Origin of the sequence: Idiomarina ramblicola (genome assembly GCF_003987255.1) — a bacterium.
In the GTDB taxonomy this organism is placed as follows: Bacteria; Pseudomonadota; Gammaproteobacteria; order Enterobacterales; family Alteromonadaceae; genus Idiomarina; species Idiomarina ramblicola.
The window spans coordinates 425,733-451,439 of sequence record NZ_PIQC01000001.1; the positions used below are offsets into that span (position 1 = coordinate 425,733).

At 45.0% G+C, this 25,707-nt stretch carries 28 protein-coding genes; 11 read left to right on the forward strand and 17 right to left on the reverse strand.

Annotated features, from left to right (window positions below):
- Positions 1-50: 50 nt before the first annotated feature.
- The 4 genes from CWI78_RS02075 (at position 51) to CWI78_RS02090 (ending at position 2,774) form a co-directional block, all read left to right on the forward strand.
- On the forward strand, positions 51-395 hold the full coding sequence (locus CWI78_RS02075; RefSeq protein ID WP_126779792.1) for a YciI family protein: 345 nt from the start codon (positions 51-53) through the stop codon (positions 393-395).
- A 5-nt stretch (positions 396-400) separates the two neighbouring features.
- The gene (locus CWI78_RS02080; protein ID WP_126779794.1) at positions 401-1,636 is read left to right on the forward strand and encodes an RNA polymerase sigma factor; all 1,236 of its coding nucleotides are present in this window, start codon (positions 401-403) and stop codon (positions 1,634-1,636) included.
- Between the two features lie 75 nt (positions 1,637-1,711).
- Entirely contained in the window at positions 1,712-2,083 is a 372-nt protein-coding gene (locus tag CWI78_RS02085; RefSeq protein WP_126779795.1) for a nuclear transport factor 2 family protein, read from the forward strand.
- 103 nt (positions 2,084-2,186) lie between these two features.
- On the forward strand, positions 2,187-2,774 hold the full coding sequence (locus tag CWI78_RS02090; protein WP_126779797.1) for a DUF938 domain-containing protein: 588 nt from the start codon (positions 2,187-2,189) through the stop codon (positions 2,772-2,774).
- Between the two features lie 17 nt (positions 2,775-2,791).
- Here the strand turns inward: CWI78_RS02090 and CWI78_RS02095 are convergent, their stop codons facing one another.
- Positions 2,792-3,418: a YiaD family glycine zipper/OmpA-like lipoprotein gene (locus CWI78_RS02095; protein WP_126779799.1), complete on the reverse strand. Its 627-nt coding sequence runs from the start codon at positions 3,416-3,418 to the stop codon at positions 2,792-2,794.
- Positions 3,419-3,571: 153 nt separating this feature from the next.
- On the opposite strand from CWI78_RS02095, the gene CWI78_RS02100 reads away from it, so the two are divergent.
- Entirely contained in the window at positions 3,572-4,387 is an 816-nt protein-coding gene (locus CWI78_RS02100) for an NAD-dependent protein deacetylase (RefSeq protein ID WP_126779801.1), read from the forward strand.
- A 78-nt stretch (positions 4,388-4,465) separates the two neighbouring features.
- Here the strand turns inward: CWI78_RS02100 and CWI78_RS02105 are convergent, their stop codons facing one another.
- Positions 4,466-5,086, reverse strand: a complete 621-nt coding sequence (locus CWI78_RS02105; RefSeq protein WP_126779803.1) for a hypothetical protein — start codon at positions 5,084-5,086, stop codon at positions 4,466-4,468.
- A gap of 190 nt (positions 5,087-5,276) precedes the next feature.
- Between CWI78_RS02105 and CWI78_RS02110 the strand changes: the two genes are divergently transcribed.
- Entirely contained in the window at positions 5,277-6,212 is a 936-nt protein-coding gene (locus CWI78_RS02110) for a D-2-hydroxyacid dehydrogenase (protein ID WP_126779805.1), read from the forward strand.
- Between the two features lie 69 nt (positions 6,213-6,281).
- Here the strand turns inward: CWI78_RS02110 and CWI78_RS02115 are convergent, their stop codons facing one another.
- The 5 genes from CWI78_RS02115 to CWI78_RS02135 all read right to left on the reverse strand — a co-directional run bounded on the left by CWI78_RS02115 (position 6,282) and on the right by CWI78_RS02135 (position 14,104).
- Positions 6,282-8,006, reverse strand: a complete 1,725-nt coding sequence (locus CWI78_RS02115) for a toxin-antitoxin system YwqK family antitoxin (protein WP_126779807.1) — start codon at positions 8,004-8,006, stop codon at positions 6,282-6,284.
- A complete protein-coding gene (locus CWI78_RS02120; RefSeq protein WP_126779809.1) occupies positions 8,006-10,315 on the reverse strand; it encodes a hypothetical protein in 2,310 nt (769 codons plus the stop codon). The genes CWI78_RS02115 and CWI78_RS02120 overlap by 1 nt, the downstream gene beginning before the upstream one ends.
- A 127-nt stretch (positions 10,316-10,442) precedes the next feature.
- Positions 10,443-10,793 (reverse strand): hypothetical protein, encoded by a 351-nt coding sequence (locus tag CWI78_RS02125; RefSeq protein ID WP_126779811.1) that lies wholly within the window; start codon positions 10,791-10,793, stop codon positions 10,443-10,445.
- Positions 10,790-11,599 carry a DUF817 domain-containing protein gene (locus CWI78_RS02130; RefSeq protein ID WP_126779813.1) on the reverse strand — a complete coding sequence of 270 codons (810 nt, stop codon included), beginning with the start codon at positions 11,597-11,599 and terminating at the stop codon, positions 10,790-10,792. Before CWI78_RS02130 ends, CWI78_RS02125 begins: the two co-directional genes overlap by 4 nt.
- A gap of 129 nt (positions 11,600-11,728) precedes the next feature.
- On the reverse strand, positions 11,729-14,104 hold the full coding sequence (locus CWI78_RS02135; protein ID WP_126779815.1) for a TonB-dependent receptor domain-containing protein: 2,376 nt from the start codon (positions 14,102-14,104) through the stop codon (positions 11,729-11,731).
- 167 nt (positions 14,105-14,271) lie between these two features.
- Here CWI78_RS02135 and CWI78_RS02140 point away from each other — a divergent pair, with 167 nt between their 5' ends.
- Positions 14,272-14,940: a haloacid dehalogenase type II gene (locus tag CWI78_RS02140; RefSeq protein ID WP_126779817.1), complete on the forward strand. Its 669-nt coding sequence runs from the start codon at positions 14,272-14,274 to the stop codon at positions 14,938-14,940.
- A gap of 27 nt (positions 14,941-14,967) precedes the next feature.
- Here the strand turns inward: CWI78_RS02140 and CWI78_RS02145 are convergent, their stop codons facing one another.
- Entirely contained in the window at positions 14,968-15,507 is a 540-nt protein-coding gene (locus CWI78_RS02145; protein ID WP_126779819.1) for a DUF924 family protein, read from the reverse strand.
- A 112-nt stretch (positions 15,508-15,619) separates the two neighbouring features.
- On the opposite strand from CWI78_RS02145, the gene CWI78_RS02150 reads away from it, so the two are divergent.
- On the forward strand, positions 15,620-16,108 hold the full coding sequence (locus CWI78_RS02150) for a phosphoglycerate mutase family protein (protein WP_244213053.1): 489 nt from the start codon (positions 15,620-15,622) through the stop codon (positions 16,106-16,108).
- A 358-nt stretch (positions 16,109-16,466) separates the two neighbouring features.
- On the opposite strand, the gene CWI78_RS02160 is transcribed toward CWI78_RS02150, so the two are convergent.
- From CWI78_RS02160 to CWI78_RS02195, 8 genes are all read right to left on the reverse strand, one after another.
- Positions 16,467-16,685, reverse strand: a complete 219-nt coding sequence (locus CWI78_RS02160; RefSeq protein ID WP_126779823.1) for a type II toxin-antitoxin system Phd/YefM family antitoxin — start codon at positions 16,683-16,685, stop codon at positions 16,467-16,469.
- A gap of 162 nt (positions 16,686-16,847) precedes the next feature.
- Entirely contained in the window at positions 16,848-17,858 is a 1,011-nt protein-coding gene (locus tag CWI78_RS02165; RefSeq protein ID WP_157982687.1) for an alpha/beta hydrolase family protein, read from the reverse strand.
- A gap of 130 nt (positions 17,859-17,988) precedes the next feature.
- On the reverse strand, positions 17,989-18,522 hold the full coding sequence (locus CWI78_RS02170) for a DUF1543 domain-containing protein (protein ID WP_126779826.1): 534 nt from the start codon (positions 18,520-18,522) through the stop codon (positions 17,989-17,991).
- 24 nt (positions 18,523-18,546) lie between these two features.
- Positions 18,547-19,395 (reverse strand): MBL fold metallo-hydrolase, encoded by an 849-nt coding sequence (locus CWI78_RS02175; protein ID WP_126779828.1) that lies wholly within the window; start codon positions 19,393-19,395, stop codon positions 18,547-18,549.
- A gap of 54 nt (positions 19,396-19,449) precedes the next feature.
- Complete coding sequence (locus tag CWI78_RS02180; protein ID WP_126779830.1) at positions 19,450-20,469, reverse strand: zinc-dependent alcohol dehydrogenase family protein; 1,020 nt, start codon at positions 20,467-20,469, stop codon at positions 19,450-19,452.
- Between the two features lie 74 nt (positions 20,470-20,543).
- Positions 20,544-20,990 (reverse strand): hypothetical protein, encoded by a 447-nt coding sequence (locus CWI78_RS02185; RefSeq protein ID WP_157982688.1) that lies wholly within the window; start codon positions 20,988-20,990, stop codon positions 20,544-20,546.
- Between the two features lie 101 nt (positions 20,991-21,091).
- Positions 21,092-21,409, reverse strand: a complete 318-nt coding sequence (locus CWI78_RS02190) for a DMT family transporter (RefSeq protein ID WP_126779834.1) — start codon at positions 21,407-21,409, stop codon at positions 21,092-21,094.
- Positions 21,410-21,648: 239 nt separating this feature from the next.
- The gene (locus CWI78_RS02195; protein WP_126779836.1) at positions 21,649-22,914 is read right to left on the reverse strand and encodes a hypothetical protein; all 1,266 of its coding nucleotides are present in this window, start codon (positions 22,912-22,914) and stop codon (positions 21,649-21,651) included.
- A gap of 429 nt (positions 22,915-23,343) precedes the next feature.
- On the opposite strand from CWI78_RS02195, the gene CWI78_RS02200 reads away from it, so the two are divergent.
- The gene (locus CWI78_RS02200) at positions 23,344-24,033 is read left to right on the forward strand and encodes a YagK/YfjJ domain-containing protein (protein ID WP_126779838.1); all 690 of its coding nucleotides are present in this window, start codon (positions 23,344-23,346) and stop codon (positions 24,031-24,033) included.
- A gap of 63 nt (positions 24,034-24,096) precedes the next feature.
- Here the strand turns inward: CWI78_RS02200 and radC are convergent, their stop codons facing one another.
- Positions 24,097-24,570, reverse strand: coding sequence for a RadC family protein (radC, locus tag CWI78_RS02205; RefSeq protein WP_126779840.1), 474 nt, complete (start codon positions 24,568-24,570; stop codon positions 24,097-24,099).
- Between the two features lie 135 nt (positions 24,571-24,705).
- On the opposite strand from radC, the gene CWI78_RS02210 reads away from it, so the two are divergent.
- Both CWI78_RS02210 and CWI78_RS02215 read left to right on the forward strand, forming a co-directional pair.
- On the forward strand, positions 24,706-24,918 hold the full coding sequence (locus tag CWI78_RS02210; RefSeq protein ID WP_126779842.1) for an AlpA family transcriptional regulator: 213 nt from the start codon (positions 24,706-24,708) through the stop codon (positions 24,916-24,918).
- Positions 24,908-25,540, forward strand: a complete 633-nt coding sequence (locus tag CWI78_RS02215; RefSeq protein WP_126779844.1) for a hypothetical protein — start codon at positions 24,908-24,910, stop codon at positions 25,538-25,540. The genes CWI78_RS02210 and CWI78_RS02215 overlap by 11 nt, the downstream gene beginning before the upstream one ends.
- Positions 25,541-25,707: the final 167 nt, after the last annotated feature.

A 25,707-nucleotide genomic window follows, 5' to 3' on the forward strand; every position in this document is an offset into this window, starting at 1 on the left:
CTTTTTGCTCATTCGACTACACTTAAAATGAAATAAAAGAGGCGAACGCTATGAAATATCTCTGTCTTGTTTACGCAAATGAAGAACAACTTCACAGCTTACCAGAAAGCCCTGAAGACTCTGAATGCTACGCTTATTCAGAACAGCAGAATCCACACGCAAACTTTCTGGCTAGTGAGGCACTTGAGTCGGTAGAAACCGCAACTACCGTCAGACCCAGAGGGAATGACGTGACCATTACCGATGGTCCTTTTGCGGAAACCAAAGAGCAGTTAGTCGGATTTTATATGATTGAAGCCCGTGACCTTAATCACGCTATTGATTACGCTAAAGGCATTCCCGCAGCCAGAGTTGGGTGTATTGAAGTCAGACCGGTACGAGACTTGGATATCTGACGTCTATGCCAGGCTTAAGCATCCAGCAACAAATATCGCTGCTTTATAAGCAGCAGTCACGACGGATCCTGGCAACATTAATACGTTTACTCGGAGACTTTGAACTTGCTGAGGAAGCTATGCAGGAAGCATTCTCGGCAGCTTTAAAGCAGTGGCCGGCTGAAGGCATCCCTGAAAAACCCCGAGCCTGGTTAATTTCAGCAGGCCGCTTCAAAGCCATTGATCGCCTGCGTAAATTAAAACGACAAGCGGCCTGGGCAGACGAGTTCATCGAACACACTGGCGACTCGTTTAGTTTATCGACACAAGATATCGATGATGACCAGCTACGCCTTATATTTACCTGTTGCCACCCTGCTCTTCCCGAAGATGCCCGTGTAGCGCTCACCTTAAGAGAGGTTTGCGGCTTGACCACAGAACAGGTTGCCAGTGCGTTCTTGCTAAAACCCACAGCAATTGCGCAACGCATTGTCCGGGCGAAACGAAAAATCCGTGAGGCAGGCATTCCCTACGAAGTCCCTGAGAAAAAGCAGCTACCGCAGCGGCTAAATACCGTTCTTCAGGTTATTTATTTGGTTTTTAATGAGGGCTATTGCGCCTCATCGGGTGATAATTTAGTGAATTCAGCACTGATGGACGAAGCAATACACCTGACGAGGCAGCTGTCACACCTACTGAATACAACTGAGATAAACGGTTTACTGGCACTTATGCTATTTCAGTCGTCACGACGAGCCGCACGGACGAACGAGCAAGGGAAGCTATTGCGTCTGGACCAGCAGGACAGAAGCCTATGGAATAACCAACAAATTAAGGAAGCTGACCGTTTACTCCAGGACATTTTACCCAAGCCCGATATGGGCCCTTATACGATACAAGCCGCCATTGCCGGGCTACACGCTGACGCACCCCATTACAAAGACACCAACTGGCGAGAGATTCTGGCCTTTTATGACTTGCTTATACGAATACAAAATACGCCAGTTGTTGCTCTTAACCGCGCTGTCGCTCTATCTATGGCCTTTGGTCCTGAGGAAGGCTTAAAAGCCATTAAACAACTCAATCATTCCGGGGTATTAGATAACTATCATCTGTTGCACGCCAGTCAGGCTGACCTTCATCGCCAGTTGAAACAGTTCAATCAAGCTGCCGCATGTTACCGGCGGGCAATTGAACTTAGCGAACAGTCTGCTGAACGACACTACCTTCAGCAGCAGTTAGATAAGCTCAATAAACCATAATTTCATGTCGACTTCCGGCTTTGCAAAACGACTATTAGACGAAGTCTACCTTCACAATAATAAAGGAGCATCGTTATGCAAGCTACAGAACAGTTTTTGAAAATTTTCAGTGACGCATGGGCAACTCAGGATATGGATACCATTCTGAACGCTGTAACTGAGGACTTTCAGTTTCGTATGGCCAATTGCGAAGAAGCCGTGAAAGGTAAAGCTGCCTTCGCCGACTGGCTAAAAAATATGAACTGCGGCGAAGGAAAAGCGACCATCACTCACAACCGAATTATCATCAACGAGCAGCAAGCCGCATTAACCGGAGAGATAAAGGTCACTGGTGATGGGCCCGAGCAGCATTTTGCTTTTTGTGATGTCTATACCCTCTTAGACGATAAGATCAGCACCCTAACAGCTTACTGTGTGAAATATGGGGAAGGTATGGGCTGTGAATAAAGGCTAATGGCCACCGAGTAGCCCCTCATTAAGTGTGGGGCTATCTTTTCATCGCTTCTCTGTTAAATTATCCGGCACTTAGAAGACAACTCGGTGAAACTTTATGGAACTCCCTTTCTCGCAAGCATGTGAAAACAACAAAAACCCAATACTTAATGTGCTGGAAGTCGCTTTTGCTAACGCTTCACGGGTTCTGGAAGTTGGCAGCGGTACAGGGCAACATGCCGTCTACTTCGCCAGAAAACTCTCTCACTTAGAATGGCAGGCAAGTGACCAGCCGGCCTATTTACCGGGGGTAAAAGCCCGAATTGAAAAAGAAGGAGTACCAGGTCAGCCTTTGCCGGTTGAGTTCGATGTGTTTCAGTCTGCACCTCATGGACAGTTCGATGCCTTATTTACCGCAAATACTTGTCACATTATGCCCAAAGAAGGTGTCGAAGCGCTGTTTAATCAATTAGCGGACAAGCTTAAATCAGTGAAGCATCTATGTATTTACGGACCGTTTAATGACAACGGGCATTTCACCAGTGACAGCAACCGTGCGTTTAATCAGTCTTTACGGGCGCGAGACAGCCAAATGGGGATACGTGATAAACAATGGATTGCGAAGCTTGCCAGCCAGCAAGGGTTAAGCTTAAAAAACATCCATGCTATGCCGGCAAACAATCAAATTCTGGAATTTCAGCGTTAATGCCTTAACTACCGCACTTATTTTGTATTAGGGACAATACGCAACTCAACCCGACGGTTTAACTGACGGCCGCTCTCCGTGTCGTTATCTGCAACTGGCATACTCTCGCCATAACCTTCTGTTGTTACACGACGCGAGTCCACGCCACCTCCAACTAAGTGGTTGCGTACGGCCTTAGCGCGGTTTAAAGACAGTTGCTGGTTATACTCTGCGGACCCTGTGCTGTCGGTATGACCTTCTATCAGCATGGTGGTTTTCTCATACTTTTGCAGAACCCGGGCAACATCGTCCAATACCGGATTAAAGCTTTGAGAAATGTTCGCACTGCCTGTGGCAAACGTAATATTGCTTGGCAGTTGCAAACGAAGGTTATCGCCGTCGCGTATTACCTTCACGCCACTGTCAGCCAGCTCTTCCCTGAATTCTTCTTCCTGCTTATCCATATAAGAACCAATGGCACCACCTGCCAGTGCACCAACAGCAGCACCCCAGACATAGCGGCTTTTGTCGTGATCGCCCGTTCCTTTACCAAGCAATGCACCCGTTACAGCACCTATAGAGGCCCCCTTTTGGGTGTTACTCATATTTTCACAACCAACAAGCGCTAACGATGACATTGTCATAGCCAAAACTAATTTTTTCATACCATTACTCCTTTAAGTGGTTAATGCCCTGAAAACTAGCATGCTTTAGTATAGACCCTTATAAGATTTGCGGATTCTTTACTAACCGTTTCACCTTCGTACTCAGCAGTGGTAACTTTAGGGGAAAGTTGTAACCCGTAAATATTTACTGCTATGACAATAACTGATCCTATCCAGGCCCGTGACGTTCTTATGGAATTTCTGCATAAGCACGCCCCGGTCACTATCATTACAGGTGCCGGTATGAGCACCGACTCTGGCATTCCTGACTACAGGGATAGTGACGGCGAGTGGAAACGAACACCTCCGGTTCAGCACCAGGACTACATGCGCAGCGAAGCTGTTCGTAAAAGGTACTGGGCGCGCAGTTTGTTTGGCTGGCCAGTTCTATATCACGCAAAGCCTAACTCCGCACATTACGCTATTACCCAATTGCAACAGCAAGGGTTAGTTCGTCACATTATTACGCAGAATGTTGATGGTCTGCACCAAAAAGCCGGCGCGAAAAGCGTGATTAACTTGCATGGGTACGCCAACGACATGGTCTGTATGAATTGCCGCCAGATTAGTCCCAGACTGGACATGCATGAACGCAGCCTGAAGATGAACCCGGATTTTGCTGCCCTTGAAGCGGTCGCCGCGCCGGACGGAGACGCAGACTTAGAAGCTGACTTTGAAAAATTCAACGTCGCCAGTTGCATGAGCTGTGGCGGCATTCTTAAACCTGATGTTGTCTACTTTGGCGATAATGTTCCCCGCCTCCGCGTCGAAGAGGCCCAAAAGGCATTAAAGGAGAGTAACGCTCTGCTCGCTATCGGAACATCGCTTATGGTTTTTTCAGGCTACCGTTTTGCCCGACAAGCCCATCAAAATAACCAGCCTATTGCCTTGTTAACACTTGGTAAGACTCGGGCTGACGATTTAGCGGATATGAAACTGAACTGCTCTATCAGGGACGTATTGCTATGAATTACGAACTTTCCAAAGGCAGTTTGTTTGAGTTGAGGAAGAAAGCTCAATGTTTCTTCCTCGTTTGTGCCAAAAAACTTATTGTATTAAGGCTTGCTGAATAGCATCGTCTAAGAAAATTGACTCAAAACGGTGCTTATAAATAGTTTGCATTTCGTTTGAGATAAGACCGTTGCCTACATCATTCTCGCCTTTAAAGCTTCGCTTGGTTTTCTCTTCGCCGTTTTTTCCTAAAACAAGCACGTCCACGTCGTACCAGGAGCTGTCAGAAAAGGCGTGGTAGTCGTATTTCCACTCATTCAGAGCAATAATAACTGAAGGACGCTCTTGCTTTGCCAGTGCCTCTTTAATACTGCTAACACTCATTGAGTGAGATGTCAGATAAGCCTCGGCTTTTACGCCTTGCTTTTTAAAGCCTGCAACTAACCGGTCAGTTAAGTATTCAGACATAGGCTGCCGATTATAAGTGTACTGAGAATAAGGGATCCCAAAGCTTGAACGCAACAACCCTTCAAAGCTTGGCGCTTTATCGTTATTCAAAACGTACTCTCGTTTATCAACCACAGCTATTGAAATCGACTCAAGTTCATTAGGTGTATTTACAGCAGGGGCCGCTTGCTCCGCATTCATTGTCGAAGTACAGCCCGACAAATAGAAACTCGCAACGGCTAACGCGACCAACTTTCCAATTTTAAACATTTATTTTCCTTAATTATTAAATACTAACAACGGTATTCTGAGGTTATCAGTGAGGCACCCCAAAAAGCCGCGCCAATAGTATCCTAATAACTAATTGTTATAAATATAGCATCCACTGTATATTTTAGGTTTTGGTGATAAGCTACGAGTTATTCATTAAAAAATTTGCTTTATTTAACGGAGCCGTGCCATGAAAGCAGTGATTTTAGATAGCGATAGTTTAGGTGAAGGCATTGACTTATCCCCTATTGAAAATCAGGTCAGCGAGCTCGTCTGTTACCCTCTCACTTCGCCTGAGCAAGTCGATGAACGTATTCAAAATGCCGATATCGTTATTACCAACAAAGTTGTGCTCAAGGGGTCTTCTTTAGAGAGGACAGAGAAGTTAAAGCTAGTCTGTGTACTGGCTACAGGCATGAACAATATCGACTTAGAGGCAGCCAAAAAGCTTGGCATTCCAGTTAAAAATGTTGAAGCCTATGGTACGCCAAGCGTTGTCCAACACACGCTAATGATGATGCTGTCGCTGGCGACAAAAATGCCGGTTATGCAAAAACGTATGGCAGCCGGTGACTGGCAACAATCCCCGTTGTTTACTCTGCTTGACCCGCCAACATTTCAACTTGAGGGCAAACACCTGGTTATTGTCGGCTCAGGCGAACTTGGGCAAGCGGTAAAAAAACAAGCTGAAGCTCTGGGTATGCGCGTGACCTTTACCGCCCGTCCGGGAAAAACCGACGACTCGCGCCCCAGTTTTGAGGCATTATTGCCTGAGGCCGACGTTATTTCTTTCCATTGCCCGTTAAACAACGAAACAAAAAGTTTACTTAACCGCGAGAATCTTAAGCATTGCCAGCCTCACGCTTTAGTCATTAATAACGCCCGGGGCGGTGTTGCAAACGAGCACGACGTGCTGGACGCGTTACGTAACGGCCAAATTGGCGGCTACGCAACCGATGTGCTTCCACAAGAACCTCCTAAAGACGGTCATCCGTTACTTGATGCACTCAACGAACCCTTGAACCTAATTGTGACGCCGCATAATGCCTGGACTTCTCCGGAAGCACGACAACGTATTGTCGAGCTAACTGCCAATAACATAAGCAGCGGGTGTTCCCAGACTTAAACTCTCACTCTCCTGCACCATTAGGGGAAGAGGGTTGGCAAGGACAACGTCACCGCCAACCCTCTGGCTTTATGGAAAATCACTTAACTCAAATTCGTCCTCAAAATATTCTTCTTTCAATTCGCCATTTTCGTAAACTGAAATTGAGAAGGGTTGACCTGACGTATATGACCAGGTTTTTCCATGTCTACGGTCGTTCTTGTATTGGCTTATACTATACAGAGCACCTTCCTCACTGAAACTAACCATAACACCTTCCAGCACACCGTCATCACTAAATGACTCAATACGACGCAAGTAGCCCTCTGGCGAGTATGTACGCCACTCGCCTACTTTCACATTACTCTCATAACTGCCCTGATAAGTTTTATAAGGCGCATAACCAAGTGACTCATGCCACTCACCCTCGCGTTTTCCATCAATATACTCGCCTTTAACGACAAGCTCTCCGTCTGAGTACTCACGGTATTCACCATCTCGAACACCATTTTTATAATGCTCTCGCAGTCGCAGGTTACCTTTATTATCGTAGCTTTCACGTACACCATTGAGTTTGCCTTCAGAGTTATACTGTTCTTTTAGAACACCGTAACTATCATCAATGACCCACTCACCCACTTTTTTACCATGGTCATACTCACCCCGTGACTTAACCTCACCTTCACTGTTGGTCACGGTATAGGACCCGTGTCTCTTTCCTTCAACGAACCGAACTCGCTCTAGTCCATTTCCATAACGAGAGACATAAAGACCATGAAGATCGTAACCTTTAAATTCGCGACGATCCCGAACCTTTCCATCTTCATCGTAGCTCTCACTCATGCGCCATTTCTTATCTAACGCCTGGCGAGTTAACCGGGTTAATTTCCCTTGTTCGTTGAACCATTTCCGTTCATCAACTAACCCTTTATCAGTCTCAATCTGTTCCCGCGAGCTGGTTAGCACGCCATTATTGTCGTAAGCACGATGAGCTATGACTTGACCTTTATCATTACGCTCTTCATAGCGTCGTAAATCACCGCTCTCATAATAGTGCTTCGTTTCGCCAACCCGCTTACGCCCTTTATATTCCTGAGTCTTTTTAACTGAGCCATCCTTAAAATAGTCGGTCGATACACCTTCACGTTTACCCTCTTTGAAATAAGATACTTTTGTCAGCTTACCTTCGGGGTCCCAGCGTTCTTCTTTGCCATGTTTTTCCCCGTTTTTATACTCCGTCTCATACATGACCTGACCATTCTTAAAATAACCGCGTTTCAGACCATTTATCTCGTCGTCTTTCATCACTTGTTCGGTCAGTAATATGCCGTTAGCCATGTAGGTTTTGTAAGTGCCATTGAGCTCACCATCTTCGTAGGTCATCTCACGCTTTTTCTTGCCGTTTTTATCATAGACAACTGTAGTTCCCTGCTGCACTCCATTTTTGTCGCGATAACCTTCCATATGAACCCCACCTGACTTAAAGTAGGTTTTATAGGGCCCTATCGCTATTGCCTTGTCGAACTCCAGAGAGTCAGAGCCAGTTTCGTAATATCGGCTGCCATCAAGGTGTTTAATGACCAGGCGGTAACCGTCATCAACCTTGTTAACTTCGGCCAATAAGTAAGCGGCTTCGTTTTTATCATCTGTTGGCTGCAACTCGTCATCCAGCCATTTGATTTCAGTTTCTACTTTTGAAGGCTCAGCAGAGTTATCATCCTGGGTATCTTGCCCCTCGGTATTAGCCAAGGCATTAAATGAAACCAGTGTTAAAGCGATTAAAAATAAATTTAAGAGTCGTTTCACTAAAGTCATCAGTTTGCCTCCTGCAGAGATTCAAAGTCAGGCATAGCCGGTAATTGATGTGACCATTCTTTCGTAAAAGGGTCACCTTCAACGACCAATTGCTCAATTCTTTCGACTCGTCCACCTATGCGGAGCAGACCATCATTCGAAACAAACTCACTCACACTTCTTTCAAAGTAATCAACCGAATGACGCGAACCATCTTTTGGCAAAACGGCTAAAGCCTGCCCACTGGCATCCAAAAACCGATACTCTCTCAATACCTCACTCATAGGAATATCAGACTGATTCTCTTCCCAGCTCTCACCCAACAGATCTTCAACCGGCACCATCCAGTCTTTTTCATTTAAAGCAATATCGAGGGGCTGCCAAACAGGCTTGCCATCACAACTAAGCTCTAACGACACTGTCTTGTCATAAAAATATCGTTGAACCCCATCGTCGGTCATCAACTGATAAACCACTTTGCGTGGCATTTGTAAGCTCGCATCAACATAACGCCGGTTAGGGTCTCTATTTTCCTTCATACGCAGCTCAGCTCCACTTTCTGTGGCATCGACATCTGTCTGCAAGCGACACACATTCGCTTGTTCAGGCGTTAAGGTAAGATACAACTGGGGGCGTCCAAAGCTTGTTGGTTCCAGTTTGTCCAGAGTTGACGTGTTAAACTCAAGTGCCTGATCATTGACGTAGTAATCCCGATTTTGCTCCGATTTAAACAAGGGAATATTGTCAATTGGTGCTATTGTCGTATCACCCTTAAGGGTTTCTTCGTCATAAAAAACAATGGTTTTCTCAGACAGTTTTTCATCGGTGAAATGGCTGAATTTAAGTTCAATAGAATCGGGAAGTTCATCCATAAAGGTTAACTGTAGGGTAACGGGGTAGTTACCGGCTTTGGTTACCGCTAATGCCCGGCTCTCTCCATCAGAAATCCAGCTCGGTGCTTTCGTGTCTTTGTCATACTTGAGGGACGCACCACTAACGCCATTAACCTGAGTATTGAAGTATGCCGTTTCAGTCGAAGTCAGCTTAAGTTCAAACACTCGCTCGTCACCGGTAGGCACCAGAGTGGCTTTGGCTCCTTCCATCGCTATACTCGAGCCTTCCTTATCAATTGGAAAATCAATAACCTCATGCGTCGCAACATAACGTTCTAGCGTTGCCTCAACAGAAACCATTTGTTCGAGATCATCAACCACGTTTTTCCACCCCAGCGGGTAGAGGTCAGTTACCGTCGTCGCGTTGTTGTTCGTCATAGCGGTATAAGTCAGAGCCCCGTTATAGTGCATGTCGACGTCGAGGGTTTCTCCGTCCTTTCCCTTAACCTGAACATCTTTTATTTTTATCGAGCCAAGCCTTTCAAAATCAACACCAGGGTGCGAATAACTCAATGTCATTCGGCCATCATAAAACAGTATTTTGCCCGCGTTGTTTGCAAACACTTCTGCGTCGGTAGCGTCATCATCAGGTGCTTCTTCGCTAAAGTCGGTGTTACTCATACTTATCGGATCTGCACGACGTAAAAATTCCAAATCCTGACCAAACATCCAGTCTTCCGGGTAAATGGATGTCACCATTCTCATCGAGCCGCTTGATGCAGCGGCCTCTTTAGGTAATGGCATATCAATGACCATAGTTAGGCGTTCAGTCCAGCCCGATTCGCGCTCCATTACCACGTAGCCAAACACCTTGGCTTCGTCATTTTCACCGGAGGCCGATAACGTCACAGTACTGTTTGTGAAGTCTTCAATACGCACAGTCACAGCCGGAAGCGGACTTTCCATTTCAATAACTTGTTCCGCACCTTTTTTAATTTTCAGGCCAGATACAAATCCGGGGCGTCCAAACTCGTCATTGAGTATTTCCTTGACCGGGTCAAAGCCTTTACTGCGAAAATCTTCAGGCTCTTCATGCACAATAAAGTCCAGCATTTCATTGCTGTCTTTATCGATATCGACCGTAAATCCCGCTTCCATCATGGCACGAATGTCATCGTCAGGACCTCCACGGCTCGGCTTCTCGAAACTGCGGTAGCCGCCCTGAGGAAATTTCATCTGCATATATAAAGGGGTCATCCGGATGCTGTATATATTGGAGCTTTCGGACACTTCGTAGTCCATCAACGTCATCATTTCGAGACGCTCAGAGCGGTTACCATAACGACTTTCAGCGCTGATCTTTGTATCCGAATACATTTGATAGCGCCTTTTTTCACCATCCTCTGGTTTAAACGATAAGGTCGTTGGTGGGCCACTTTCAGAACAAGCAACAGCAAAAAGAGCTGAAAAAGCCACAATTGATATACGCCTTAACATAAGTTTCCTTAAAGTTTATAAACTAATATGAAGAAGCTCATATGATAAACACTACCAATTTTTTGCTCAATGCAAGACCGTCATCTTAACTATTTCTTTACAGTAGGAAGGCTTACTTCGGAGTGGTTTAGTAGGACCATGTCCCTTTTTCGTCAACGAGAACACGGTCTTTTCCCTGAACAACTCGCAATACACCAGATTCGAGTACGATGTAGGTCGTGTTTCCATTTTCGAAACGATAACCGAGGAAGCGGCAAGGCGTAACGCCGTCTGCGCATTTGGTGTGCCACGTTTTCCCTTCTAAATTAATACGGTTGCCTGACACTTTGGATACGCCAGTATAGTGAACATCATTACAAGATACTGAACCTTCTGCACAGCGACTCTCAACCTCAACAATGTAGTTTTCGGTCGTCAGCGTGTCCGCTGCCGTCACATGACTAAATACGAAAGCAGATAATAGTAAAAGCGTTCTCATGCAGCTTTCCTTGTTAAATGGGTTCTTTGTTCGCGAAGTCTGATTCGGTTAATTGAAGCGACCAGAACAAAACTCAGCAACATTAGCAGAAACCAGGAGCTAAGCTTGGCTAAGGGAACAACTTCCCATTTCCCCGTTTGATTCGGATAAATCCAGACATTCGCGTATGTGCCAATATTCTCCGCAAACCAAATAAATAGTGCGACTAAAAACCAGCCCAATAGAAGCGGCATACTGCGATGCGTTTTGTGGACTTTGTAATAAATAGTGGTTCTGTAAAACAGGAAAACAGTGAATGCCAGTAATACCCAGCGCATATCCCAAATATAGTGATGACTGAAGAAGTTAAGATAAACGAAAACAACTAATAATATCGTAGCGCTTTTGGGAGGGTAGTACGAATACTCAAATTCAAAAATGCGCCAGACTCGTGCGATATAACTTCCCACCGCACTGTACATAAAGCCAGTAAACAAAGGTACGTTAGCAATACCAAAAACATACTCTTCGGGATAAACCCAGGCCCCTATCGAGTCAGATGTTTTAAATAATTCCATAACCGTTGCTACGATATGAAACACGAAAATCACAATAAACTCACGCCGCGTTTCTAAGCGAAAAGCCAGGAGGAATATTTGGAAACCAATGGCGGACAGGAAGATAAAATCGTACCGGTGCAACGCCTCTAGCGGATACCAAAACTTGGTAATCAACATTAACGCCAGTAAAAAACCACCAAACAAACAAGCGTAAGCTTGCTTTACACCGAATAACCAAAACTCTTTCAAGAAAGTTTTGACGTCCATATCTTCAATCCATCGAATTTATCAGGCAAGGCTAACCCTATGTTTACCATTCCCTTTGATGACAAACAATTTTTTTACTTTACATTTAACAAGAAAAGGCACCGCAGTGCCTTTTCTCACAAGTACAACTTAGAAGCTTACCGTAACACCAAACCAGAAGTTTCTGGCTTTGTCTTTCACATTGTAGTCGTCCGTGAAAACAACCTCACTTACCGCGCCGCGACCTGTTACGTATTCAAACTCGCCGTCACCGTTTAAGTCGGTATAGGTTGTTGAATATGTCGTGAAGTCACGGTCCAGTAAATTGTTAATACGCAGATTTAAATCGACCGATTCCGTCAGTTTATAATTCGCCCCTAAGTTAAGCAGACTGTAGTTTTCAAAATAAAGCTGTTTATCAATGCTGCTGTCATAACCGCGGTAACGATCAGAGCGAAGCTCACCTTGCAGGTAGACCGTCAGAACATCCGACGCTTGCCAGTTCAGCCAAAGGTTGGCCATATGCTCTGCGGTGTTGGTCAGCGGTAAACCGATTTGGCTGCCACTTTTTTGTTCGCTGTCGGTCCAGGTGTAATTACCACGGACTGACCAGTTCGTGCTGATAGCATATTGAGCAGCCAGTTCGACCCCTTGCACATCCACTTCATCAATATTGATATTCTGGCTGTAAGAGTCATAACCCAATTGATCGTACTCGCCTAAATTAACACAAGGACGAACACCATCGGTAAGTTCACAACTTAAAATCGTATCGCCTCGTGCAATTTTGTCGTCGAAGCGCGTATTAAAATAGGTGACATTAAAGTTATGGTCACCATTCATTGAGTTCCAGTAAAGCGCAATTTCTGAGTTAACACTGGTTTCAGGCTGCAACTCAGGGTTACCGGCAAATGGCATGGTGCCCTGTCCGCCAAAGCCAACAATTCCATCATACAAATCGGTCGTTTTTGGTGTCTTATAGCCGGTACTCACTCCTCCTTTAACGGTCCACGCAGCACTTAGGTTATAAACCGCATAAAGACGCGGTGATACCTGACTACCGAAGACATCGTGCTTGTCATAGCGGACTCCCCCGGTCAGAGTGAAGTCAGCAATTGGCATCCAGTTATCTTCGACAAATAATGAATACATTTTCTGCTCTTGAATAGCCCCGGCATTCCCGTCTTCCAGACCAAAGACACCGTCCTGTAGTTCACCATCAATAAGCTGACCACCAATAACCAAATTATGATGCCCGGCCAAACCAGAAAAAGGGATATCCAGTCGCGCATCAACCGTGTATTGACTGCTGTCTAACGGACGATCGGGTCGTGGTAAAAACGTTGCTTCAGCAATTGAGCGACGCTCGTCCTCAGAAAGACCGGCATATTCCCCTGTGCCATCGTACATTTCCTGCAGTAATAAGCGCTCGTCGACGCTCAACGGCAGTGTTCTGCCATTATTTTCAGTATCAACATAAGACAGAGAGACCATGCTTGAACCAAAGGACCAGTCAGCGTCATGCGCAATTGACCACCAGGTGCGATCAAAAGTTTGATCGGCGGCATAACCTGCCCGTGGGTTGACTTGCCCGCCACGTGCCTGCCAAATTGATTCAATGCTGTCCTTGGTTCCCAGAGGATACGTAATAGTATCGGTTTCTACGTCGTAGGACGGTGTGTTGTCGTACGACTGGTGCGAGTCGTCGTAATCAAATTTGATGTTATGGCCTTTTGCCGGCGTGTAAGAGACAGAGAAACCATAATGCTCGTCTTTATTATCAACAGTCCGTCCGCCGCTACCGAACCCAAGCTCTCTAACATGCACTGTACCGTTAGGGTCAACCGCTGGTTCAAACTCAGGAGAGGACGCTTGCTGATCATACAAACTGGCACGCACACCCAGGCTTAAAACATTCTCAATCAATGGGCCTGTCGCGCTAAAGTCGGTGGTGAAATCGTCACCAAAGTTATCGTTGGTTTGCAGGCTGCGACCGAAGGTTACCGCGCCAGACCAGTCTTCCGTATGCTTTTTAGTGATCACGTTAATGACCCCACCGAGTGCATCTGCACCATACAGAGTTGAAGCCGGGCCGCGGATCACTTCAATGCGATCGATGGTTTCCAGTGGTGGGATATGATTGAACGCATTACCGCCAAAATTATTTGGGTAAATATCGCCGTGGTTATTCTGCCGAATACCATCAACCAGAATAAGAGTGTAGTCGCCCGTTAAGCCGCGCATGCTAATACTGCCCTGACCGGTTTTATCACGCGAGGTTCCAATATCGATACCCTCTTGATATTTGACGGCATCTAGCAACGAGGTAAAAGAACGCGACCGTATCTCTTCGTTTGTAATAACCGAGATACTGGCAGGCGCTTCAGTGAGCTTTTGCTCAAAACCAGCCGCGGTCACAACAATGCGTTCCATACCATCAGGCAATACGTCTTCATTGGCTAAAGCGCTGCTTCCAAGAGTCGAGGCAATTAACAATGCAAGCGAGCTAGGTACGAGTTTATCCATTTCTGATTGTCCTTAATTAAGTTGGCTAAGCGGCTCAGTATGCTACCGATGCTTTCTCTAAATGTAAATACAAATAACAATAATTCGCATTATCAGTTTATAGGCAAACTAAATCTCGGATAATTTCGTATAAGGAACAACAACTACAACAGTATCTGGAGTTTACTTTGACGACATTGGCTTTTGACGTTTACGGAACACTCATCGACACTCAGGGCGTGGTCTCATTGCTGAGTTCATATCTTGATGACGAAAAAGCGCTGAAGTTCTCAAACCGTTGGCGTGATAAGCAATTGGAGTATTCGTTTCGACGTGGGCTCATGCAGCAGTACCAGGACTTCTCTACCTGCACTAAAGACGCACTCACGTTCACTAATAACGAATACGGCTCGGCTTTAAATGAAGAACAACAAGAAAAACTGCTAGAACTCTACAGAAGTCTGCCAGCGTTCGACGATGCTAAAAGTGCACTCAGTAAGCTCAACTTAGCGGGCGTACAGTGTTTTGCATTTTCCAACGGCAGTCCGGATGCAGTCGCCGGCTTATTGGCTCAGGCCGAATTAACCAGTTACTTCAAAGATATGGTTAGCTGCAACGACATTAAGAGCTTTAAACCTAGCCCACAGGTGTACCAGCACTTTCTCAATAGAAGTGGCGGTAAGGCTGAATCAACCTGGCTAGTATCCAGTAACAGCTTCGATATTATTGGTGCTCATGCCGCAGGCTGGAAAACCGCCTGGGTCAAACGTTCGAGAGACGCTCAGTTTGACCCGTGGGGAATTGAGCCAACGATTACAATCAGTTCCCTTTCACAATTACATGAAAATATAAAATAACGGTACTTGCGGTAGCGCAAGTTAACACTAAAAACTGGACCCCGGCTGTTTAAGGAAAGCTTCCTCTTCCGGGGTAGATTCACGGTTTAATATCGCGTTTCGATGCGGGTAGCGACCAAACTGATCAATGATCTCTTTGTGTCGAATTTCAAATTGATAATTGTTTTCAAGGCCAGGCTGGTCAAAAAGCCGCATTGCTTGTTCATGAATTAATTTTGATTCGCTATGCATATAAGGCATGTACAAAAACGCTTTTTCATCGCTCTCCAGCAGTTTGTCCGCGCCCTTCTCTATCGCTTCCTGCGCTAACACCAAAGCAACGTTGTCCTGCGCGAAAGCACTTGGTGTATTACGATAAATGTTGCGCGAGAACTGATCCAACACAACAATTTCGGCCAAGCGCCCTTTCGCTTCATTTCGCCACTGCCAGCACTCGCCGTTGGCAGCCGCTTCTAACGTGGGAGAAAATCGCTCTTTAATGGTGTTGTCCAGTTCATTACTTTTAACAAACCATTGTTTTGGCGTTAGTTCTTTAAACCAAAAATCCAGAATTCGTTGTGCTTCCATTTTATGTCCTGATTGCTCATTTGTTTGAGAAAACGACAGCACTTGTCGGCAGCTGACGATAAAGGTATGTTTTACCGTTATAAACTAACCACCGATAATACCCTGACAACTTATGCGCAGCCTCTTTTTTATTATAATCTTTATTGGTCTGTTTCCCAGTCTGGCATTAGCGGACACCTATACCCTGTATTTTACTCGTCATATGGAAAAAGCAGACGACAAAACGGATCCCGAACTCAGCCTTGTCGGCAAACAGCGTGCACAAGTGCTCGCGCAAGTTTTAAAAAACAGCAATATTGAAGCAATATTTTCTACCCAATTTAAACGCACTCAACAGACGGCTGAGTCACTCGCTAACTACCTTGGTTTACCGGTAGAAAACTATCCTTCTAAAGACTTTAAAGGAATCATGACGAGCATAAAGGGACTGAAGAAAAACGCTCTTATTGTTGGCCACAGCAATACCGTGTCGGAGCTTATCAAAGCCGCTGGCGGAACCGCTAAAGCACTTGAAGAAGACGAGTATGGTGATTTATTTCAGGTTGTTGTAAGTGACGATAGTGTTGTGACAAACCGACTTTATATTCCGGTTGTGCAGTAATCACTACGACGCAACTCTTTTTCACACAAGTAAATTCATTTCAAAAAGAAGCTTACGCGTACTTTGTCGAGAGTCCATAACCAGCAACAACTCAACTCTCGAATCAGATTGATTAACCTTGTAAATAATCAGGTTATGCTCATCAATTAACCATTGCCTATAGTCCGTTAACCCTAAGTCAAACAAACGCTCACTTATCGGTGCTATTTCAGGATTTACAGGCAACCTTTCCTGAATGCGAGACTTTATTGTCATTACCGTATTAAGGGCAACAGATTGGGAGTGTTTTCTGGTCAAAAAGGCTTTAAAGCGTTGTAGAGATAACCTAAATACGGGCGAAGCAACCACCACATAATTTCTATTCGAAGGCGTCGTCAAGGCTCAATACCTCATCGCTTAAAGACTTCTCCGACAACTTAATAAGTTTTAGAAAAGCCAGGGTTTCTTGCTGAAACTCATAGTCTGAATAGGACTGCACCACATAAGCCGGCTTACCCTTTTTTGTAACCAATAGGTCTTCTTGTAACTCAAGTGAATTGGCGTTTTCTTTTAAATACGTGACGGTTTCAGTTTTCATAGCAAACCTTAAAAAGACTTTTTACGGACTGTTTTAAGCATAGCAACTTATGCGGAGTTGAGAAACTCGGTTTTAACTTTTTAACGTACTAATAGAAATGGCGGCGTCGTAAAGCGGCCAAACAAGGCTTGCCTGGCCGCTAGCAGCTCCTAACGCTAAACGTTATTCCCAATGTGTTTTAAACCAGGACATCATTTCGCTTCTTATTGCTTCTGCGTTCTCACCATACCTATGCCCTCCCCCTTCATATATCGAGAGCTTATGTGTAAAGCCTTTTTCCTCAAGAATTTTATCCAGACCAATACTGGAATCCACTGAAACGCGTTTATCATCATCCCCGTGTATCAACAGAATAGGAATGTCATTATCAATTTCATCCATCCAGAACATAGCCGAGCGCTTTCTCAGCTCTTCTTCTCTATTTTTTTCATAGTTCGGGATACGCGCTTTATGCACTCGCTCCATTTCAGGTCGATGCTTTTGCCCCTCGAGTAAGTCGTATTGGCCCGCAAAAAGAACTATTGCATCAACGTCTAACCCGTTCTTTACTGCCAACAGCGATTGCATGCCGCCGCGACTGGCACCATATACTCCTACCTTTTCCGGATTAACATTAGGGAAGTGTTTAAACAACAATGGTAAAGCCACGACGTCATTCACATCCGCCCCACCAAACTCATCTTTACCCGGCAGTTTAGGATAGATGCCACGGTAGTTAGAAGCAAAAATAGCCACATTCTCATTTTTGGCTAAATCAAAAAGCTGAAGGTACACATTACCAAACACCCAGGCACCATAACGACCATTACCACCTCTATTATTGATGATCACTGGCAAATTGGATTGGCCTTTAGGGGCAACATAATAGCCAGTGACTACCGCATCATTAACTTTATAAACTATATTTTTGCATTTAATGTTTTCTCGGTAGTTTTCAAAATCCTCTTTTTTAAAAAGTTCTTTCATATTCTTTAGTCGCTGTTCAGAGCCGGGCTTATCAGAAACCTTTTCAGTAAGTTTCTTTATCCAGCGATCATAACTAGCAAAAGTTCCACTGAAGCAGTCACTCGTCTTTATTAACTCAACATCAAGCCCCGCCTGCACGGGCATACCTGTAAAACCAGCTACAGTGAACAGACTAAGAATAGCGGTGTGTTTTATTGTTTTTAACATTTTCCCTCCTTGGGTTCTAAGTTCCGACATTTAATCAACACATTTAAAAACTTACTTTATGAGGATTAAAATAACAAGGATGGGCAAAACCGAGGATTAAGCACCGCAATTTAATATATAATACAAAAAATCAAGGCAGGGGCTGATAGCCTTTCCAGTCTGGGATCAGCGCCTGTTGCTCGCCGTCAAACTCGAGAGTGACAAAATGATTGTCGACAAGGTCAACGCAAAGGCAGTCATCGACAGTCAGTAAATCATCTTTATGGATTAACTCTGCCCCGGCTAAGCCAGCTTGAGAGACCTGCGCGCGAGCCTGTCTTTTAGCGGCCTCAGGCGAGTCAGCCACGACCACAGTAAAGTCGTGATACTCAGCCAGTTTATTGGTGAAGTAGCCACCGAAGTTCACAAAATACAGTTGTTTATTGGCGCGTTGCTCAGGTGGTTCTGACGCCAGATGAATACGATAACCGTCGACATGATGTAACTGTACGAAGCTGTCGAGATGCAAACCTTTTTGAGTACCAAACCATTGCCGGCGGATAGCCTCATACGTGTCTTCCATCTTCTTACCGACAACAAAGCGGATATCGTGTAGCTCGATATTAGCTCCCTGCGCTGTGCCGCCAATGTACACTAAAAAGAGTTTGTTATCGGCTCCGTTCATCAATTTACCTCACTCATTCTCTCACTATCGACGATCAAAATAAGACTGGTCATTGAGCGTGTCATAAACGCCTTTAATATTCAGAGGTAACCACTCTTCATACATTTTTAAATCAGAAAACTCATTGAGTTTAATTTCCTGCTGCAGAGTTTCCAGGCTTTTTCCAGCCAGCATACCATCACGAACTTCTGAATAGAGTGCTTCCAGGTAACTCAAATACTGTTCTACGTCTTCTCTATCACCCATTTCAGCATGAGCCCCAACGAACACCTCGAACGGCTGCTCCTCTAACACTTTCTGCGTCGAGTGTATCATTCCGTGAATATCGTATCCGGGAAGCGTCTTATAAGGCATACGGCCCAATACAATCCAGTCCGCCACGAAAAGTACATTGCTGGGCATAAAGCGCATGCTGACCGACCCTCTGCCATTATTAGGGCCATAATACGTCATTTCCACGGTGCTTTTGCCCAGCTTAACGTTCAATTCGTCAGTAAATGTCAGGGTAGGCAATGCGGTTGGCGTCTTTGTCCAACGTAAATCTTTATCGGCAGAATCGTGCGCAATTACGTCCACATTACTCGTCGCTATTACCTCACCGCCCAATGTATGGTCCACATGGTTATGGCTATAAGCTAAGTAGCGTATTGGTTGCTCAAAACGCTCGGAGAGTTCCTTCTTAAGGTAACTGGCGGCATCCGGATTAATTGGGTCGGCGACAAAAATTCCCTGTTCCGTTACCATAAACACCGAATGGTAATTTCCTGCAGAAAACCGATAGACATTGCCCTTAACCTTCTCTATTGAATACTCGGCCGCCGCCAGAGTCCCACAAAGACTCAACCATAACATCAGGCTAAACAGTGCTTTCATAATATATTGTTCCCGTTTATCGGTTGAATCTTTCTGGACTCGCTGAACTTCAACTTAAAATTCTACGCAAATTTTACCGAAGTGTTTGCCCGACTCCTCATAACGAAAAGCGTCAGCCAAATCTTCCAGCGCAAAGGTTTTATCAATGACCGGTTTAATGCCATTAGCATCTAAGGCGCGCACAAAATCCTTTTGATTATCGCGACTGCCAACAATGAGCCCTTGCAAACGCGCCTGCTTAGCCATTAATTTAGCGGTTGGAACTTGCCCTTCGCTTCCGGTCAACACACCAATGAGTGCAATATGACCCGCAATAGCGACCGCATTAATAGACTGCGGCAAGGTGCCAGGACCGCCCACTTCAATCACATGGTCGACACCCCGGCCACCGGTTAATTTACGAACCGTCTTGCCCCATTCCGGATCTTCTTTGTAGTTAATCAGATGATCCGCTCCAAGCTCTTTATACTGCTTAAGCTTGTCATTAGACGACGATGTCGCAAATACGGTTGCTCCCAGGCTCTTCGCTAACTGGCAGGCAAATACGGACACGCCGCCACTGCCCAGTACCAGCACTGAGTTACCCGGCTTAATACCACCGTCTACCACCAAAGCTCGCCACGCAGTCAGGCCAGCCGTGGTCAGGGTAGCGGATTCCGCATGACTGTAGTTTTTAGGCTGATGCGTGAAGAACTGAGTGGGACGCACCACAACTTCCCTCGCATAACCATCAATGCCATCGCCCGGCGTATTGCGGAAGTCGCCCACTGGCGCCGGTCCGCTTTGCCAAAAAGGGAAAAAGGTTGAAACAACATTGTCCCCTACTTCAAACTCTTCCACACCATCACCAACAGCTTCCACAACGCCGGCTCCGTCAGACATAGGAATGCGCCCGTCCTCTGTTGGAATAAAGCCGGCCGCAACCCCGTAATCATGGAAATTAAGCGAGCTGGCTTTAACTTTAACGCGAATTTCTCCCGGCCCGGGCTGGCCAGGGTCTTCCATTTCGGTTACTTGAATATTATCCAGGCCAAACGGTTTTTTGAGCCGTAGCGCTTTAATCTTCTCAGTCATGTTGGTAGTCCTTTAACTAGAGTGTGTGTTCAATTGTAGTTCTTATGGGGGGGTATTGGATCATAACTAACGGACTAATTTCGGATATCCCGAATATGCTTGGACAAACGCCAGATAAAGAACAAGTAAAAAATTAACATTGTTACTAACGAATATGGGCCAACGTGGTCGGTTTCTTTACCGTAATAAGTGGCATCACCATATAAACTAACCACACCCAGAATAATGGCTAAGGGTATTAGCCGTATACCAACCACCCAGCCTATTGAAAGAAACTTATCTAGAAAACGACTTCCCTCATTACCACCATTCGACCTATACGCCGTTACAAACATCACTAAGAAAAGCGCAGCCTCTACTGCCATTTGAACGTTGAGCCATATAGATTCTGGATATGTAACTAACAGAACTCCCAAATAAGTTAATACGACACTTGCAATGGCATATACAAGACTATCCTTTTCCTGATACTGACCCGAGGTGTGTTGTTCCTTTAAAGAATTGATATTCACAAAATACATTTTTCTAAACCATCCCTGCTGTTAAGTAATTGTTATATCTCAAAGCTTTAGACTAAAGCAGGTACTGTTATGATTCAAATTCAGCAGGTTATATATAAAGTTTAGCTGGCAAGTTTAAGGACGATAACACCAGCAACTATCAGAGCTACGCCTGCGTAGCGAGCTAAGGAGGAAGGGTCACCGAAGCAAAGCACGCCGACCAGAAAGGTGCCGGCAGCGCCAATGCCCGTCCATACTGCGTAAGCAGTACCGATTGGTATTTCGCGTTGGGCTAACCAGAGCATCACGCCGCTAAACAGCATAAAAATAATAGCAATGCCGATGCCGAGCCAGCGAGTCTCCGGTTCCTGCGATACTTTTAAACCAACAGGCCAGCCTATTTCGAGCAGTCCGGCTATTACTAGGTATATCCAGGCCATGTTCATGGCTCCTCTGTTGTATCAGGAACTTCGACTGCGATAATAGCAGGCACAAAAAAGCCGCTCAAATGAGCGGCTTTTTATTTGGAATTGGTGGAGCTGGCGGGAGTTTTGTTTTAGACTTAATGACTTGATAATATTAAATATTTTAATAAAGCTAAATATTTTGGAATACAATCTGGAATACTAAAATCTATTCTAAGCCCTAGCCAGCAAATACTATTTTCATCAAACGTAAATCATCTTTCGCTTATCCACTGAAACTCATGATCTAAAACAGAGTCAGGTTCGACGTTTCCCGTTATTGCCAGGGCAACTGTTTCTCGGAATTTTTTGATTGATCTCATCCTTTCAATATCTTGGAACCTATTTGGTCGGCGACTCGGCGCATTACCTTTTAGCCCCTCTACATCAAGGTAGTGATTAAGCTTTTCTAAATCATATTCTTCAAAGAGCTTTATGACCATAGACTGAAGATTCTCACACAGTTTCACTATCTCAGAAAACCGCTCATCATCAAACTCAATATCTTTAACTTGCTTAGCCAGTTCGCTCCTGTGAGAGTTCACTTGCCTTCTCAAATGATCACACTCTTGTCTTAGGCTTTTCGCCTCCACGTTTTCACGATACCAACTGTATGCATCGTCGACCAGCTTACCAATCAGCAGCTCCTCTGATCTGATATCATCATGCTTATATACAGCACTTCTGTATTGTCTCAATCGGGACTCAATCGTCTCACTCAAGTAAATGAAGTCTTCTATCATCAAATCATCAGAGTAATCACCTAGTCTAGTGTCTGATATCGGGTCTTTTAAACGTTCAAAACTATCTGTGTTAGCGACAGACTTTCCAACGTCGTATAATACCCCTTCTTTCTCCATGACTCGGACAAACTCATGAGTCGTAAGAATTGGTTTACTGTCTCTTCTTCTTGCAATTGAAATGTTTAGCTTCTTAACGATAGCTTTTATACGCTGAACCAGCTGTTCTTCGTTAGGAAATGCTCGTGTGCCAAAGATTAAATCCCCTACTCGATTGAACTTCGCATATGAGCGGGCTATTTGCTCTGAGGTCAGCTTAGCCCCCTTTTTATCAGAAAGGTCATAAAGAGAGTCGACATTAGCTTGTTCCTCAATCAAGGCCTCTACTATCTTCTCTTTTGGAACCTCAAGCTTAGCTGCTAAGCCATCTAACTTGTCGACCGCAGATTTTGATAAGCGGTAAGTCCTATCAACATACTCTCTTTTATCGCGTCTCTTTTGCCTTTGCCGGTAGGACTCAGAAAGATTTCTGAGAAGCTGATAATGTATTGGGTCAGCCTGCTGATAAAACTTAATGACAATCCGTTTAGCTGCTTCCCGAGTGTCCTCTCCTGAATTCCTGTGAATCGATATATTCCTACTAGTTAAGTACCGAACCAACCAGGCACCATCCTGGTCCTTTTTGGGGTCAAGCTTTTTGATCCACTCAGGTACTTCATCACCATGTACATCTTCCTTCATTAGTCCAGTCTACTCCCTTAGAAAAAGGTCAATAAAAAATTCATTTATAGAGAATTTAAAAGTTTTCAACAACATTAACAACTTGTTGCAAACAAGTTTTTTATTAAGTCTTATAATCACTATTATCAATGCTTTTGTGCAGCCATAGGTACACGAAAATCATAAACTATCACACAATAAGATCATAAAAAATAATAAAGTTAAATGAAGATTTACGGTTGGAAACTAGGCGGAGCTATACGTGTGGTTTGTCGGTAATAGTAATATATACAACAATTACTACTACCACTGTTTACATCATTCATTGGTACGTCTAGTAACCAATACTTAGCCAGTGATGAGGTAAGCCCCAAAGCTTACCGTCTGACTCATGGTTAAAAGTTACAGGATCAGATCTCCTATGACTCAACAACGATCTAGGAGGTCAAAATGAATCAACCCAAACGCAGTAAATACAACCCTAACCACATCCCTTGCTACGGCCCCCGATATAAAGGCTTCGATATGTGGAAGCAGAATGCTCCTTACATTGAGCAGTACCTGGATAAGTTGTACGAGGTGTTCCAAAGGAGCTTTTACAATCATCCTCGAACACTAGTGGTGTGTTTTGACTTGCACTTACCTTTTTACAGTCAGCATAGCTTGGTTCGGAATCCAATAACGGAGTTCATTGAGAACATCAAACGAGGCATCAAAAGTTATCAACTGAAGCAGCAACGGGAAAAGAAACGGATACACCATACGCAAATCGAGTATGTCGCCAAGGTAGAGCAAACCATTGAGAGCCCGCTAGAGCATTACCACGTCGTTTTGTTCCTCAACAAGGATACCTTTTACAATGTCGGTAACTTAAGCCATGAGGACAGGACTCAGCTCGGTAGAATCATTCGTCATGCTTGGTTGAAAGTACACGGGATATCCACTGATTCAACAGCGGCGTTACTACATGCTTCAAATCCCGTCAGTTATTCATTGGTAGGACCGTTAACCTGCCTTAATAAGCAACACGAGGTGGTGTTTAAGCGTATCAGTTATCTGTGCAAAGAAGCGACAACCAAGTATCAGGGACGACACCAGTCGTTTTACAGCAGTAATGCAAAAAATAAAGCGCCAGCATAAGCCATTAAGCAACGTAGAAAAGGCCCAGGGAAAACCTCTTCTACGCGCTTAGCGGCATTACAACTACAACAACCCCCTTTCAGCAAACGAAACCGTGTCTTGGCCTACTACAATGTGGTCAAGCACGGGGACGTCTATGTGATTGAGCGCGTCCTTGATACGCGTCGTTACACGCTTGTCAGCTTCCGATGGCTCAGTCATACCCGAAGGATGGTTGTGCGCCAAGATGATGGCTGCAGAATTTTTCTGAAGCACTTCTTCCATGACTTCACGGGGATACACCGGCGCTGCGTTAATGGTCCCGAAGAACAGTTCCTTGTATTCGATTAAGCGATGCTGTGAGTCCATCAGCATCACAGCGAATACTTCGCGCTTTTGATGCGCCAGCTTGTATCTCAAGAAGTCTTTTGCCGCAGACGGGCTGGTAAAGCCCTCCCCCTTCAAAAACTTCGTCTCCAGGATCTCAGACGCTTTATTCAGCACATCGCGCTCAGTCATCGGCTCATTCGTTACATACTCGGCATTTTGCTCGTGCATTTTGTGTCTCCATGTTTTTAATTCTTCAATGCACGTGCGTGATATAGGCCTGAAATCGATTGGAATCTCAGTCCATGGTTATTTCTTACAGGATCAACTCATCCCATGAGAGAAACCAAAATCGGGAGAAAACTCATGCGATTAATACGATTAAACGAAGTCAAAGCCAAAGTTGGTCTAAGCCGTTCCACCATCTACCGTCTGATGCAGGAAGATAGCTTTCCTAAATCAATTATCCTGGCAGGCCGGTCAGCGGCTTGGATTGAATCAGAGATTGATGAATGGATTTTACAGCAGGTCCGCGAAGTTCGTGGAGCTGATTGGGAGGAATCACGTCATGCGGTTTGATTTTACAACAGGATATAGCGATACCGTCCGTAAATTGGGTATTTGCACGGTAAATCAGCGTGACCCATTAACGGGCCGCACTAACGTTGTTCAAATGCACGAGGTATACGACGAGGAGCAGTTTAAACAATGGTTAAACATGCCACCAGTAACATTTGAGCTGCTCGACTCAATACTGGCAACAATACCTATCAACCAATGGAGCGAGACGAACGACCGAAAGCTTCGGCAATACATGCTGCCAATCGTCATTAGTAGTTTTAAGGTCGCTGCTCATGCCTGCGACCCTGCTCTTCACATTGCATCGACTGCAAGGGAGATAGCTTACTTTGTATCAAGCGATAGCGACGACGATAACAAAGAGCTGGCGCTATTTATCGGCAAGCTAATAACGGTCTACCTCAGAGCTCAAGGGCAAAACATGCCAAAAACAGTCCGGCCTGAGCTGCTTGAGGCTATTCAACGGCAAGAAGCAGGTATCATTCATCGTGTCATCAACTCGAACCTATTGGGTATCAGCCCTCACCCACACCGGAAATACGTGGGCGAGACCAAACGGCAGGTTATTGACGATACACATGAGAGCAACGAATTAAGTGACTCAAACCACATAACCGCTTAGGTGGCAGCAAGCATAACCAATGACATCAAGTTAAACGCTTAATCATCACCCTACCCTTAACTTGCGTGACAACACCTGACAGGTGTCGAAAGGCAACCTTTCCGACAACCTCTTCTAACGACTCAAACTGTCGCATCACGCGTTTAAGATTGTACCCGTGACATCAA